The following is a 13,457-nucleotide window of genomic DNA, read 5'->3' as shown; positions in this document are numbered from 1 at the left end:
ATAATCTTGTGCCGCTAGTTTTTTTTGGTATCTGTCGCAGAGACGTGCTGGTACAGGCACTCCCACCACAGGCTGGCCAGGGCATCCACGATGTGGTTAAGCGATATGGCGGTTTGCTTGCGGCACAATATCGAAAACATTGCATCCCGCTGGGTTGAAATCAGCAACATGGCTTTTGCGCGCATGATGCGGCGCTCCTTGGCCGACATGCCATGACTACTGTTGCGGGTCACGATGTTCGCCAGGTGCGCATTGTAGTCGGCCGTCAGGGAACTCAACTCGGCGTCGCTTGCGATTGCTTCGCACAGTACCTCAAGCTCGGTCGAAAACCCTGTCCAGTAATTGAAGATCAGCTTGACCCAGGCGCGCACATCCTTGAGGCTCGGATTGGACAGGTTATCAAGCGCATGAAAATGCTTGGCGGTTGCTGAAGTATGGCGCCGCGCGATGCCTGTCGCGACATCCGACTTATTCTTGAAATGCAGGTAGAAGGTAGTGCGGTCGGCACCCGCATGCTGAGCGATTTGAGCAATCGTCGCCGCCCGGTATCCCGTCTCTTCAAACACCTCGATCGCCGATGCGAGCAGGCGCTCATAGGTTAGACGCTTCTGTTCCTGGCGCAGCGACGGTCTTTCCTGTGCTGCCTTCGAGTCACGGTTGGCCATCTCTTTCGCCGTCAGGGTAAAAAACGGCATTTTATCAGGTTGTCATTATTGCTCCGCGGCTGTCGTGTTCATCGGCAGATGTAGACCGAATTCGTTTGTTTGCAACCGGCAGGGATTTGCTTGCTTTGCGTACACGCCTCGGTTAAAGTATAAAAACTGATGAAACGTCAGTTATAATGACTGCGGCCTCGCTGATTCATGGGCGCAGCCGGCTGTGCCGATAGGCGTTTTGCGCGTTTGCAATTGCACGGCGCTGTAACCCGCACGCGGCAAAAGCTTCGTTGTCATACTTTTCAATTGGGAACCCACGATGAAATTATCTGAATACAAGACCATTAGCTTTGAGCGCCGCGGCAAGGTTCTGCACCTGACGTTCAACCAGCCTGACACCCTGAACAGCTTCCATGGACTCTCGCACACCGAGCTGTCGCACATCTTCTATGACGTCGTGGAAGATCCGGAAAGCGAAATCATCGTCGTGAGCGGCGCAGGACGCGCCTTCAGCGCCGGCGGCGATATCGAATACATGCAGTGGCTGTATGACAATCCAAAAGAGTTCTACCGCTGCGTGCGCGAAGCCAAGCGCGTTGTGATGGGCATGCTGGAATGCGACAAGCCGATTATCGGCAAGATCAACGGCGACGCAATCGGTCTCGGTTCTACCGTTGCCCTGTTCTGCGACATGACATTCGCCGCCGACCATGCACGCTTCGGCGATCCGCACAACAACGTCGGCCTGACATCGGGCGACGGCGGACAAATCATCTGGCCTTATCTGATCGGCTATGCGCGCGCCAAGCATTACCTGCTGACAGGCGAGAAGATCGGCGCCAAGGAAGCCGCGCAGATTGGTCTCATCAATGCCGCGATGCCAGCCGCGGAACTCGACGCCTACGTTGACGAGTATGCGCAGAAACTGGCCGCATTGCCGACCCAATCCCTGCGCTGGAGCAAGTCGACCATCAATGTACCGCTGCGCCAGATGGCAGCCAGCATGATGGACGCTGGCATGGCGTACGAAAACGTCGCGGCGCGTACCGCCGACCACGTTGAGGCGATTGCGGCTTTCCGCGGCAAGCGCAAGCCGAACTTCCAGGGACAGTAACCCCCCAGGGACCTGCGCGCAGACAAATCGACAAGCATCAAGTCTGGTTTGACAGCGGCAGGTCCGTATGATTAAATTAAAAAATAACGATTTATCATTTATTGCGAGATTTATCGATGTTGGCGTTGAACCGACGCTTGCCGGATGAATCTACAGGTGACTATCCATTCGCATGCCAACGCGACTCCCCGCGGACGGCTCTTGCAGGAGACGAAGATGAAAGTACGTTTTCCCAAGTGGGACTTTTCCAAGGTCCGCGCTCATTGGGCTCCCTCCATCGAATTTTCGCAGCGCTACAACGCTGCATCGACGGTTCCTGCACATATCGAGCCGTATCTTGTCAAAGTCATGATGCAAGCCAAGAAGGTACTAGATCCCAAGCACACGAAGCTGCATGAAGATCTTGATATTTTTATCAAGCAGGAAGTCCAGCATTGCAAGCAGCACCTTGCCTTCAACAGGGCGCTGTATGCACAGGGCTACGAAGGCATGAAGGCGATCGAGGATCCATACCGCGAGGACTATGACCGCTTCCTGAAGGAAAAGTCGCTGCGCTTCAATCTGGCGTACGCCGAAGGGTTCGAAGCCATGGGCTCGGCCTCGGCGCTGGTCTTTTTCGAGGACCTCGACGATCTGCTGGAAGGCGCCGACCAGGATGCCGTGGACTTGTGGAAATGGCATCTTGCCGAAGAGTTCGAACATCGCGAGGTGGCGTTCCAGGTCTATCAGGCGATTTGCGGCCGCGGCTTTTTCAGCTGGCTGTATCGTGTATATGGCCTGTTCTACGCGGTCAAGCACATCCGCACGCATACCGCGCGACTCGAAGAATTTCTGATGAATCAGGATCGCAAGTCGATGAGCCCGGAAGAAGTGCAGCGCTCGATCGAGCGTCAGAAAGTCATTGCCAAGAAGGTTGCAAAGGCTTCGCTGCCGCGCATGCTCGGTGCACTCAGCCCGTTCTACGACCCGGCAAAGAAAGTGCCGCCTGCAGGGATGGAGCTCTACTGGCAACAGTATTGACTAGACGACAAGGAGAACGGATAGATGGTACGAGGCCTCGATAAGGGACAAAAAGCGGCGCTGATCATCAGCGAATGCCAGCGCGGCGTGATCGAGGAAGGGCTTTCGCCATTTCCTTCGCTTGCGGAACAGGTCAAGTCGCGCGGCATCGTCAGCAGGATCGGCAGTCTGGCGGAGTCCTTTCGCGCTGCAGGGCTTCCCGTGCTGCATGCGCATGTCGTTCACCGGCCCGATTATGCCGACCTGCCGGTGACCAGCGTCATCGTTGGTCTGTCGGTCAGGAACGGCCGCATGAAGGCCGGCACCATCGATGTTGATTCGGTGGCTGAACTGCCGGTGCAACCCGGTGATATCCTGCATGCGCGCAGTTTTAGCCTGGTCGGCTTTCATGGTACCGATCTCGATCAGACATTGCGCAACATGGGCGTGAGAACGCTGGTAATTGCCGGCGTGTCGTCCAACGTCGCCGTGAACGGTATGGCGCTCTGCGCCTCGGATCTCGGCTATCAGGTCGTGATTCCAGAAGATTGCACGGCCGGTGCGACGGCCGAGTCGCACGCCTTTATGATGAAGGAAGCATTGCCGCTTTATGCGACGGTTACCAGTGGGAATGCAGTGATTGAACTGCTTGCGGGGCGCAGCAAGGATTAAGGCGCCGCGTCATTGCCAGGTTATCTCCATTTCCCTTCCTGCAACGCGATGCGACGGGCGGACAGCCATGCTTCAGGTGTCCGCCGTCTCATTGATTTTCTCTTACTAAACCGCCGCCGCTTCCGCCAGCGACTTCAATGTCACGCTCTCGTCCGCCAGCAGCGCCGGATCGATTGGGCGGCGGGAGGCAACCAGTTTTTTGACCAGCATGAATTCCGGCGCGCGGTTGACGCAGTCGGCCGAAATGACGATGCCGTTCTGTAAATAGAAAGTAGTGAAGGATTTGCTCGCCGGCGAACCGCGCGTGATCGCAAGGTCGTAACCCTGCGACAATCCGGCCATTTGCAGCTTCACATCATACTGATCGGACCAGAACCATGGCACGGATGCATACGCCTGCGGCTTGCCGCAAATGAATGCTGCTGCAATACGCGCCTGCTCCAGAGCGTTCGGCACCGATTCGAGACGAATTCGGCGGCCATAAATCGGATTCGGATGATTCGAGCAGTCGCCGATGGCAAGGATGTCAGGGTCCGAGCTCTGCGTGAACTGGTTGACGACAATGCCATTGTCCACAACCAGCCCGGCTCCGGAGGCAAGCTCGACATTCGGAATCACGCCGATGCCGGCGAGTACCAGATCCGCTTCGATCTGTGTGCCGTCGTTCGTTATCACAGCTTCGACGTCGCCGGCGGCGTTGAGCGTGATGCTCTCAATATTCGCGCCGACACGGATGTCGACGCCGGCCTCTCGGTGCAGCGATTCAAAAAATGCGGAAACTGAAGGAGCCGCTACGCGCGCCAGGACACGCGGCTGCGCTTCCAGCACGGTGACATGCAGTCCAGCCTTGCGCGCGACTGCGGCGACTTCAAGACCGATATAGCCGGCACCGATGATCAGCAGGCGCGCGCCTTCGACAAAACGTCCGCGCATACGCTCCACATCGTCTGTCGTGCGGAGGTAGCAAAGGTTGGAGGGAATATTGCCCGCGTCGAGTCCCACCGCAAGCAAGGGCCGGGGGCGACTGCCGGTGGCAAGTATTGCGCGCGAATAAGCGAGCGTCGTCCTGTCCGACAGGACCATGCGCTTGTTTTCGCGCTCAATGCGCTCGACTTTGACACCCGTACGCAGCTCGACTTCGGCCTTGTCATAGACTGTCTGTTGCTTGAGCAGAAGTGCTTCCAGCGTCGTTGTGCCGGCCAGATACGCCTTGGAAAGGGGCGGACGGTGATAGGGCAGGCGTGGTTCGTCGCCGACCAGCACAATGCGGCCGACATGGCCGGCCTGACGGACCGCGGTCGCTGCCTCGGCGCCGGCATGACCGGCACCGACTACAACGACTGCCGCAGTATCGGCGCTCATGCGACCTCGATCATTGCAAAGTCATTCTTGGCTGCGCCGCATTCCGGGCAAATCCAATCCTCAGGGATATCCTCCCAGCGCGTTCCCGCTGGAATGCCCTCATTCGGAAACCCTAACTCTTCGTCGTAAAAAAATCCGCAAAAAAAGCATTGCCACTTCTTCACTGCGCTCTCCTTCGATAATACTTTGTAAAGATGATTGATATCGCGCTTCAGGCGCCGACTGCCATTCTGCCCCGCGCCCGCGCCGACAGCGCGAAGTGGAGGGCCGCCCATGGGCAGCAGATGCACATCACGGTCGCCATCGCGTAGCGCAGCGATTGATCGCCGCCATAGAGGTCGCTGAGGACGCCGACCATGAAAGGGCCAAGACCGTAGCCGACCAGATTGGTGCACACCTGCATTGTCGCCGATGTGACGCCCCGCATGTTGGGCGCGGCAAGACTCAGCATGCTGCCGAACGATGCCGGAAATGTTGCAAATGACACCAACATCGCGAAGCACATCATGCCGATCGCGACGGGCGTCTTCGACACCAGCGTGCCGCCGACCGCGAGAAGCAGGGTGGCGAAGCAGATAAAGAAACAGAGATCGATGCGGCGTCGGGGATGCTTCTTGCCCAGCCTGTCGCTCAGTAATCCACCGACCACCGAACCGGCCGCGGCGAAGAAACCTCCGGCCAGTGCCGACACCATGCCGGCCTCCTTAATGCTCAAACCATGGAAACGCATGCCGAACGACGGTAGCCAGGCTCCGAGTGTAGCAATCGCGGCGGTAATGATCGAAATGCCGGCCAGCAAATGCAGCATCGCGCTGTTGCGAGACAGGTAACCGGCAACTTCCTTCAGGGTCGCGGCCTTTTGCTGGACTTCACCTGTATCGGTTGCGCCGCGCTTTGGATTGCGTACGGTCAGTATCAGTACCACGGCCAGCGCGATGCCGGGCAAGCCGGCCACCAGCATGGCAGCACGCCATCCGTATTTCGCCGTGATGAAGCCGCCGATGAAAATGCTGAGCGTGGCGCCGATGGCATTGCTCAGGAAGAAGCATCCGACCGCAGTCGAGCGCCGGCTGGCAGGGAAGAAATCCGAAATGAGCGAAAGGCTGGTCGGCGATCCGCCGGCTTCCGATGCGCCTACGCCCATGCGCGCCAGCAGCAGCTGGATATAACTCTGCGCCAAACCCGAAAGCGCCGTCATGGCGCTCCAGATGGTTACCAGCACCGCCATCAGGCGGATACGGTTGACCCGGTCGATCAACAGACCGATCGGAATGCCGGCCAGCGCAAACGTTGCGCCATAGGCCAGTCCGGTCAATAGTCCAAGCTGGCTGTCGCTTAATTTGAATTCCGCGCGCACCGGCTCGACGATGATCGAAATCATGGTGCGGTCGAGGAAGTGGCAGGAATAGATCAATGTGAGAATGGCAAGTGCATACCAGCTTGATGCCGGTACCGCCTCTTCGGTTGCCGGCGCCTTGGCGCTGCCGGCGACTATCGTATCGTTCAGTTTCATCTGCAGCGTCTCCTAAATGCAATGAACAGTCATGGGTGAAGGCAGCATGTTGCCCCTTTTCCGAATTGTTTTCTTGGCAGCTGCAAGTCTTCAACGACATCCCGTCGCCGCTTCTTCGAGCAATGCGCTTGCGGTTGGATGAATCATGCCACAGAAAATCAATAAATGATATAGTGTCAGTTATGAGCGGTTGGTGTCATCGGGGATAACGGCTTTGCTCGCGATACTGGAGGAATGTGCATGGAGGATATGGACGATGTCGCGGTTATGCTCCGCGACGCCGCAGTCGGCTTCATCGAGGGACGCTACGACGCAAGTCTGCTGCAGGAGAATTCCCTCAAGCCGCGACCGGTCGATAGAAAACTCTGGAACGAGATGGCTGACATAGGGTGGCTCGGCTTATGCCTCCCCGAATCGGTCGGCGGCTCCGGCCTCGGATTGCAGGGAGCAACCGTGCTGGCGGAAGTTTTCGGTCGAACGCTGTTCTCGCCGCATTTCGCTGGCGCAGTATGCATGCCGTCCGAGATTCTCCGGGCCGGCCTTGATGCAGGTGGAGAATCCGCTTGCGAATCCTTGGCCTCGCTGGTGATCGGCGGCGAACGGCTCCTCGCGCTGGCATGGCAGGAACAGGCGGGCCAAATGCAAGCCGGCGATGCGGCAACGGTGCTGCGCAACGGCAGAGTATCCGGCAAGAAGATTTTTGTGCCCGCGGTAGAGAACGATTCGATTCTGCTGGTCACTGTGTCCACCCCGGAGGGGCCAGCGGTGGTTGCGGTCGCCTGCGACGCCGACGGCGTGACCGTCGAGCAGGCCGCTGCGGGCTTGGGCAGCATTGCCACCGTCACTTTCAATGAGGCGCCGTTATGGCAGGAGCAGCCGGTATTGCAGGGGCCAGCGGCGAGCGCTGCGGTACGCAACGCACTTGCCGCCGGACGCATCGTGCTCTCTGCGCAACTTGCCGGGTTGGCCTCAGGCTGCCTTGAAAAGAATATCCGGTATGTGAATGAACGCATCCAGTTCGGCCGCGCCATCGGCAGTTTCCAGACCATCCAGCATCGCTGCGTCGATCTGCACATCGACACGCTGCTTGCCGGTTCGAGCTGGCGCAACGCTCTGCGCTTGTGGGAGACCAGACCAGACGATCCAGCAACGGAAGCCGCCATCAGTGCCGCAAAGGCGCGCTGTGGCGATGCAGCCATGAAGGTGGCGCGACAGTCGGTACAGATGCATGGCGCGATGGGTTTTGCCGAAGAAGTCGATGTCGGGTTCTATCTTCGGGCGGCGATGCACGCCGCATCTTACCTGGGCAATGCGCTGCAGCACCGCCGGCTATTTGCTGACCCACGCTTGATGACCACGAAATTGGAGGAATCGCATGCTTGACCTGATAGAGCGGCAGGCGCTTGCCGAAATGCCGGACGAGGCATTCCGTCTGCGCTTTCGAACCTGGCTGGAACAACACTATCCGCAAGAGTGGCGACAGGACCACCGCCGGCCATTCCTGCGCCTGCGCGGGGAAGACCTGAGGTACTGGCTGCGCCTGCTGAATGAACATGGCTGGCGAGCACCGGCCTGGCCGCGCGAATATGGCGGCATGGGGCTGAGCTTTCGCAAGCAGCTTATCTATTACCAGGAAACCGAACGCATCGGCGTGGCGCGCATCATCGACAATGGCGAGACCCAACTCGGCCCGACGCTGATCCATTGCGGCACGGAAGAACAGCGCAGATATTACCTTCCGCGCATTCTGGACTGCGATGACGTCTGGTGCCAGGGCTATTCCGAACCCGGCGCAGGTTCCGATCTGGCCAGTCTGCGCACGCAAGCGGTACGCGACGGCGACAGCTTCGTGGTAAGCGGACAAAAGATCTGGACTACGCATGCGACCGAGGGCACGCATATCTTTACGCTGGTGCGCACTGGACGCTATGAAAAAAAGCAGCAGGGCATCAGCTTCCTGCTGATCGACCTGAAAGCGCCGGGCGTGACGATCCGGCCTATTCCCAACATCGCAGGCGAGGATGAATTCTGCGAGGTGTTCTTCGATGCGGTGCGGGTATCGGCGGACAATCTTGTCGGCGAACTGGATCAGGGCTGGAATGTGGCCAAGGCCTTGCTCGGACATGAACGCGTCTGGCTCGGTAGTCCCGCGCTGGCCGCCAAGGCGCTGGAACTTGCCGAAAGCCTGGTGACCGAGATCGGCTTCGCGGCGGACGTCGGGGTGACGGACCGCCTGGCAGCGCTGCAGGCGGACCTGCACGACTATCGCCTGCTGTACGCGGACATCTGCAACAGCATTGCCGAGAAGGAGCAGCAGCCGGGGCCGGAAGTATCGGTGCTCAAGGTATACATCTCCGAACTGCTGCAGAGAATTACCGAATTCAACGTCGAGATCGCATCCGAGTATGGCGGCGTGATGGGCGACGTGCAGATCGGCAGCATGCTGACCGATCTGCACTGGCAGCTGATGATGGCGCGTCCGGTGACCATTTATGCGGGCGCCAATGAAGTGCAGCGCGACATTCTCGCCAAGGCGGTGCTGCAGATGCCGTCGGAGCCGCGCAAGGCGGCTTGAGCAACAGATATTAAAACGTCCAAGTAGCAATAGCAGTAATCCAATAACGCAACAACATCAAGGAGACCATCATGGATTTGGGCATTGCAGGAAAAGTAGCTTTCGTATCAGGCGGCAGCAAAGGCATCGGGCGCCAGTGCGCCGAAATGCTGGCACGCGACGGTTGCAAGGTTATCGTCGCCGCCCGCGGTCAGGAAGCGATTGACGAGACAGTCAAGGCAATCAGGGCGGCAGGCGGCGAAGCAACCGGCATCTCGGCCGATCTGACCAGCGAGAGTGGCGTATTGGGCGCGGTGCAGGCCGCGCGCGACGCCTACGGCGCGCCGGATATCGTGATCACCAATGTTCATGGTCCGGGACCCGGCGACTTCTTCGATCACAGCGGCGAGGATTTCGTCGATGCTTTCCGCGACCTCGCGCTGAGCGTGATCTTTCTTGCACGCGCTACCCTGCCGCAAATGAAGGAGCGTGGCTGGGGACGGCTGGTGACGATCGGCAGCGGCGCGGCGAAGGAACCGCCGTCGGAACTGAAGCACATTCTTGCCAATACCGCGCGTGCATCGGTCGTGTCCTTGAACAAGTCGCTTGCCAACGAGTTCAGCCAGTACGGTATCACGGTCAATACGCTGGCTACAGGGTGGATCGGCAGCGAGCGGATGTATGCCTATCTCGATCACGTGGCGGAAGAGAAAGGGATCACCCGCGAAGGCGCAATGCAGATGCTAAAAGGCCTGATTCCCGTCGGCCGTCCGGGCAAGCCCGAGGAGATGGCGTCGCTTGCGGTGTTTCTCTGCTCGGCACAGGCGTCTTACATCACTGGCAATCTGATTGCGGTGGATGGCGGGCTTCATCGCTCGGCCTGGTAAGGCGATGACTGCCGAAGCGACCCGTATCCGTCTGACAAGGCGTCCGGCGCATGAACTTTGCGTGCAGGATTTCCTCGTCGAGCAGGTGACAGTGAAAGCACCTTGCCAAGGCGAAGTTCTTCTGCGAGCACGCTACCTATCGCTCGATCCCTACCTGGCGCGTCGCATGTGCAGTTGGGACGGGCCGCAAGCCGGCGCGATCGTGGGACGGATGATCGCTGAAGTGACGCACTCGGCTTCGCCCCACTTTCATAACGGGGACATCGTCTTCGCTGAAGCACCATGGCAGGATCGGCTGGTGCTGGATGCCGCCGGACTGCGCCGCGTCGATGTGACCGGCATTGCAGCTTCGGCCTGGCTCGGAGTGCTGGGATCGTCAGGCATTACCGCTTGGGCCGGAGTGCGCAAAATCATCGCGCCGCGCGCCGGCGAGACCCTGGTGGTCTCGGCGGCAAGCGGCCCGGTTGGCAGTGTGGCTGGCCAGCTCGCCCGGCTTGCTGGTGCGCGTGTGATCGGAATTGCCGGCGGCGCGGAGAAATGCCGCTATGTGCGTGAACATCTCCGCTTCGATGCGTGTGTCGACCATCGCGGCAGCGACTTTCCTGCGGCTCTCGCTGCGGCGACGCCGGATGGCATCGATGCATTGTTTGAAAACGTCGGCGCCAATACCCTTGACCCCGTGCTGCAGAGAATGAACAAGGGAGGGCGCGTGGCATTGTGCGGATTGTTCCAGCACTATCAGGATGAAAATCCGGTATGCCTGAAGCATTTCCGCAATCTGCTCGACAAGGCGATTCGCGTGCAGGGTTTCCATGTCAGCGACTACGCAGCCGAATTCGATGCCGCGGCCAGCGAGCTGGCCTCCTGCCTGCGCAGCGATACATTGCGCCATAGCGAAACGGTGACCGATGGAATCCGGAATGCGCCGCAGGCTTTCATCGATATGCTGGCCGGCCGGGGCACCGGCAAGCATCTGGTACGGGTTGGATGACGTCGTTGTAAAGGCTCAGGCCGGCGGCAGATGGCGCAGCAAAAAGTCGTGGACTGCCGCATTGAAAGCATCGTTCCTGTCGCCCGCGATCATGTGTCCTGCGCCTTGTATGTCGGCGAATTCCAGGTGCGGCATCAGTGTCCGGAATTCTGCGACACCCTCCGGGCTGACCACATCGCTTTGCTGACCGCGCACAAGCAGTGCCGGCAGCTTGATATTTTCACTTGCCTTTCGCATGCGGTCGGCGATGCGTGCCAGCTTCAGGTGGCGGTCGCCGGCAATGAAATTCGGATCCCAGTGCCAGTACCAGCGACCGTTGTCCCGCAGGCGCAAGTTCTTGCTCAAGCCATCGAGATTGCGAGGACGCGGCCGCGTCGGATTGTAGGCTGCCACCGCATCGTCGGCTTCGGCGACGCTGGCGAACCCGTCCGGATTCGCCGACATGAAATTATGGATGTGGGCCACACCCTGTGGTTCCAGCCGGGGCGTGACGTCGACCAGCACGAGGGCACTCGCCAGATCCGGATGCGTGCCGCAGGCAATCAATGCGTTCACGCCGCCCATTGACGCGCCGACCAGCGCCGGCTTGCCGCCGATAGAATTGACCACTGCGACTACATCGCCGACTTGTGCTTCGAGCGAATAATCGCCGTTGCTGATCCAATCAGATTCGCCGTGGCCGCGCGCATCGACCGAGACGACGTAATAGCCGGTGTCGATCAGGTCGCGCTGCGCCTTGCCCCAGGAATGGCGCGTCTGACCGCCGCCATGCAGCAGCACGACGGCCGGCGCGGACGGATCTCCACCCGCATCGGCCACCAGCCGGTAATTCCCGGTACCGGTAAAAGTGCGTTTTGCAATGTCGTGGCTCATGGGTTCGGTATGGAGAATCGAGGGTGGTTGGCGTGACGGGGCTAGTACGATTCGGTAGCGCAGGGCTGGCTGCCTGCGCTACCGGGTTGTGACCAGTTCTCGGTGAACTGTTTCAACGCTTCTTGATTACGATACCGGCCTTCTCGCGGTCCCAGGTGGTCGGCGTGACGCCCTGATCGCGCAACTCGTACTTCAGGATGCGCCCGACCGGACTACGCGGGAAGTCGGTGCGGAACTCGAAATAGCGGGGCACGGCATAGTAGGGCAGATGCTCGATCGACCATTTGCACAAGGTTTCCGCGTCCAGCTGCGCGCCAGCCTTGAGTACTATGGTGACCTTGAGTTCGTCCTCGCCAAGCGGATCCAGCACCGCATGGGCGGCGACATCCTCGATCGCTTCATGCGCGCGGAATGCATTCTCGACCTCGAAGCTGGAAATGTTTTCCCCTCGGCGACGCAGGTAATCCTTCTTGCGGTCGACAAAGTAGAAATAGTCATCCTCGTCGAACATGCCGATGTCGCCGGTGTGGAACCACTGATTCTTCATCACCTTCAGCGTATCTTCCGGACGGCGCCAGTAGCCTTCGAACATGATGTGCGGCATGCGTGGACGCACAATGATTTCGCCCGGCGTATTTGGCGGCAGTTCGACATCGTTGTCGTCGACGATGCGCACATCGAACCATTCATTGCGCAGGCCCGAACTGCCCGGACGCGCCGGCGTCCCGAACGGCAGCAGCGTCATCAGCGAACATTCGGACAGGCCGAAACCGCCGGCCACCGTATGCTTGACGCCGAAGCGCTCTTTCCAGATCGCCTGGATGTCGGGCGGGAAGGGCGCGCCCCAGGCAGCAAACAGCTGGCCGTAGCAGCGTTTCATCGCATCGTTGTCCGGTGCCTTGGCAATCATCGGGAACATCGCGGCCAGCATCGCGACATCGGTCGCCTTGGTGCGTTCGATCTCCGGCCAGAAATTCGATACCGAGAAACGCGTATAGATGGAGACGCGGGCGCCGATCATGAGATTGACCAGCACCGTGGAGCAAACTGCATTCTTGTGGAACAGCGGCAGCGGCGTCCAGGTGATCGCATCCTGGGTACGCGCGGTCAGGCGGATCATCTGATGCGCAAACGTCACTGCGTAGTTATGGCTGATCATGCAGCCCTTCGAGGGACCGGTCGTGCCGCCGGTGTAGATCAGCATCGCAAGGTCGCGCGGCTTGACGTCGACGTCCTGGTCTGCGGTATTGGTGCTGAGGATTTCAGACCATGGAAGCATGGATTGCTTGAAGCCGGGAAGGTTCGGCATGTCTCCGCGGTAGACCAGCGTACGCAACTCCGGCAGACGGTCTGCGATGGCGGCAACGCGCTCTGCATAGTCATGCTCGGCAATGATGACGCCGGCGCCGGCGTCGCCGACCTGATGTCGCAGGAATTCGCCCTTGAGCGCGGTATTAATCGGTACGCTGATCGCACCGAGCTTGTTGATCGCCAGCCAGATGAAGACGGCGTCGGCCGAGTTGTCGAGGATAGTGACGACGGTGTCGCCTTGCTTGACTCCCAGCGCGCTCAAGCCATTGGCAAGCCGGCAGGCACGGCGGCTGACTTCGGCGAATGAATATTCGTCGCCGAGAAATTCCAGAAAAATGCGATCACCGTGCCGCTCTGCAGCGCGGCGCAGTACGGCGTTGATCGTGTCCTGCTCACCGGCCTTCCATGGGGCCAACTGCTTCATATCCATCCTGAATCTCCTTGGGTTTTATCGGGTAATGCCGGGAATGCCTGACTGCGGCCTGACCGGAGCGATTGCCGCCGGGACCGCTCTTGACGGCGGGA

The 13,457-nt window shown here is 59.5% G+C and carries 13 protein-coding genes; 7 read left to right on the top strand and 6 right to left on the bottom strand.

The window, feature by feature from the left end; all coding sequences use genetic code 11:
* Positions 1-14: 14 nt before the first annotated feature.
* Positions 15-665, bottom strand: coding sequence for a TetR/AcrR family transcriptional regulator (locus D3871_RS23725; protein WP_158598034.1), 651 nt, complete (start codon positions 663-665; stop codon positions 15-17).
* A 310-nt stretch (positions 666-975) separates the two neighbouring features.
* Between D3871_RS23725 and D3871_RS23720 the strand changes: the two genes are divergently transcribed.
* From D3871_RS23720 to D3871_RS23710, 3 genes are all read left to right on the top strand, one after another.
* Entirely contained in the window at positions 976-1,770 is a 795-nt protein-coding gene (locus D3871_RS23720) for an enoyl-CoA hydratase/isomerase family protein (protein WP_119771601.1), read from the top strand.
* Positions 1,771-1,986: 216 nt separating this feature from the next.
* Entirely contained in the window at positions 1,987-2,790 is an 804-nt protein-coding gene (locus tag D3871_RS23715) for a metal-dependent hydrolase (RefSeq protein WP_119771600.1), read from the top strand.
* A gap of 24 nt (positions 2,791-2,814) precedes the next feature.
* Positions 2,815-3,441, top strand: coding sequence for a cysteine hydrolase family protein (locus D3871_RS23710; RefSeq protein WP_119771599.1), 627 nt, complete (start codon positions 2,815-2,817; stop codon positions 3,439-3,441).
* Positions 3,442-3,546: 105 nt separating this feature from the next.
* Here D3871_RS23710 and D3871_RS23705 read toward each other — a convergent pair whose 3' ends face one another.
* The 3 genes from D3871_RS23705 to D3871_RS23695 are packed head-to-tail and all read right to left on the bottom strand — an operon-like array spanning position 3,547 to position 6,316.
* On the bottom strand, positions 3,547-4,803 hold the full coding sequence (locus D3871_RS23705) for an NAD(P)/FAD-dependent oxidoreductase (RefSeq protein WP_119771598.1): 1,257 nt from the start codon (positions 4,801-4,803) through the stop codon (positions 3,547-3,549).
* A complete protein-coding gene (locus D3871_RS31060; RefSeq protein WP_119771597.1) occupies positions 4,800-4,967 on the bottom strand; it encodes a rubredoxin in 168 nt (55 codons plus the stop codon). The genes D3871_RS23705 and D3871_RS31060 overlap by 4 nt, the downstream gene beginning before the upstream one ends.
* Positions 4,968-5,014: 47 nt before the next feature.
* Positions 5,015-6,316: a spinster family MFS transporter gene (locus D3871_RS23695; protein WP_119771596.1), complete on the bottom strand. Its 1,302-nt coding sequence runs from the start codon at positions 6,314-6,316 to the stop codon at positions 5,015-5,017.
* Between the two features lie 240 nt (positions 6,317-6,556).
* On the opposite strand from D3871_RS23695, the gene D3871_RS23690 reads away from it, so the two are divergent.
* From D3871_RS23690 to D3871_RS23675, 4 genes are all read left to right on the top strand, one after another.
* Positions 6,557-7,699, top strand: a complete 1,143-nt coding sequence (locus tag D3871_RS23690; protein WP_158598033.1) for an acyl-CoA dehydrogenase family protein — start codon at positions 6,557-6,559, stop codon at positions 7,697-7,699.
* Positions 7,692-8,891: an acyl-CoA dehydrogenase family protein gene (locus tag D3871_RS23685; RefSeq protein WP_119771594.1), complete on the top strand. Its 1,200-nt coding sequence runs from the start codon at positions 7,692-7,694 to the stop codon at positions 8,889-8,891. The genes D3871_RS23690 and D3871_RS23685 overlap by 8 nt, the downstream gene beginning before the upstream one ends.
* Before the next feature lie 71 nt (positions 8,892-8,962).
* The gene (locus D3871_RS23680) at positions 8,963-9,757 is read left to right on the top strand and encodes an SDR family oxidoreductase (RefSeq protein WP_119771593.1); all 795 of its coding nucleotides are present in this window, start codon (positions 8,963-8,965) and stop codon (positions 9,755-9,757) included.
* A 4-nt stretch (positions 9,758-9,761) separates the two neighbouring features.
* Positions 9,762-10,748: an NADP-dependent oxidoreductase gene (locus tag D3871_RS23675; protein ID WP_158598032.1), complete on the top strand. Its 987-nt coding sequence runs from the start codon at positions 9,762-9,764 to the stop codon at positions 10,746-10,748.
* A gap of 15 nt (positions 10,749-10,763) precedes the next feature.
* Here D3871_RS23675 and D3871_RS23670 read toward each other — a convergent pair whose 3' ends face one another.
* Together D3871_RS23670 and D3871_RS23665 are read right to left on the bottom strand one after the other, a co-directional pair.
* On the bottom strand, positions 10,764-11,621 hold the full coding sequence (locus tag D3871_RS23670) for an alpha/beta fold hydrolase (RefSeq protein ID WP_119771591.1): 858 nt from the start codon (positions 11,619-11,621) through the stop codon (positions 10,764-10,766).
* A gap of 112 nt (positions 11,622-11,733) precedes the next feature.
* Positions 11,734-13,362: an AMP-binding protein gene (locus D3871_RS23665; protein ID WP_199724904.1), complete on the bottom strand. Its 1,629-nt coding sequence runs from the start codon at positions 13,360-13,362 to the stop codon at positions 11,734-11,736.
* Between the last annotated feature and the right edge of the window lie 95 nt (positions 13,363-13,457).

Source organism: Noviherbaspirillum saxi, assembly GCF_003591035.1.
Lineage (GTDB): Bacteria > Pseudomonadota > Gammaproteobacteria > Burkholderiales > Burkholderiaceae_D > Noviherbaspirillum > Noviherbaspirillum saxi.
Note: the sequence above shows the minus strand (reverse complement) of the source record. Positions and strands in the feature narration are given on the sequence as shown.

Coding starts and splice junctions, on each gene's coding strand:
- D3871_RS23690 (WP_158598033.1), top strand. CDS start 6,557: ATGGAGGATATGGACGATGTCGCGGTTATGCTCCGCGACGCCGCAGTC.
- D3871_RS23695 (WP_119771596.1), bottom strand. CDS start 6,316: ATGAAACTGAACGATACGATAGTCGCCGGCAGCGCCAAGGCGCCGGCA.
- D3871_RS23705 (WP_119771598.1), bottom strand. CDS start 4,803: ATGAGCGCCGATACTGCGGCAGTCGTTGTAGTCGGTGCCGGTCATGCC.
- D3871_RS23675 (WP_158598032.1), top strand. CDS start 9,762: ATGACTGCCGAAGCGACCCGTATCCGTCTGACAAGGCGTCCGGCGCAT.
- D3871_RS23725 (WP_158598034.1), bottom strand. CDS start 665: ATGGCCAACCGTGACTCGAAGGCAGCACAGGAAAGACCGTCGCTGCGC.
- D3871_RS23720 (WP_119771601.1), top strand. CDS start 976: ATGAAATTATCTGAATACAAGACCATTAGCTTTGAGCGCCGCGGCAAG.
- D3871_RS23710 (WP_119771599.1), top strand. CDS start 2,815: ATGGTACGAGGCCTCGATAAGGGACAAAAAGCGGCGCTGATCATCAGC.
- D3871_RS23715 (WP_119771600.1), top strand. CDS start 1,987: ATGAAAGTACGTTTTCCCAAGTGGGACTTTTCCAAGGTCCGCGCTCAT.
- D3871_RS23670 (WP_119771591.1), bottom strand. CDS start 11,621: ATGAGCCACGACATTGCAAAACGCACTTTTACCGGTACCGGGAATTAC.
- D3871_RS23665 (WP_199724904.1), bottom strand. CDS start 13,362: ATGGATATGAAGCAGTTGGCCCCATGGAAGGCCGGTGAGCAGGACACG.
- D3871_RS23680 (WP_119771593.1), top strand. CDS start 8,963: ATGGATTTGGGCATTGCAGGAAAAGTAGCTTTCGTATCAGGCGGCAGC.
- D3871_RS23685 (WP_119771594.1), top strand. CDS start 7,692: ATGCTTGACCTGATAGAGCGGCAGGCGCTTGCCGAAATGCCGGACGAG.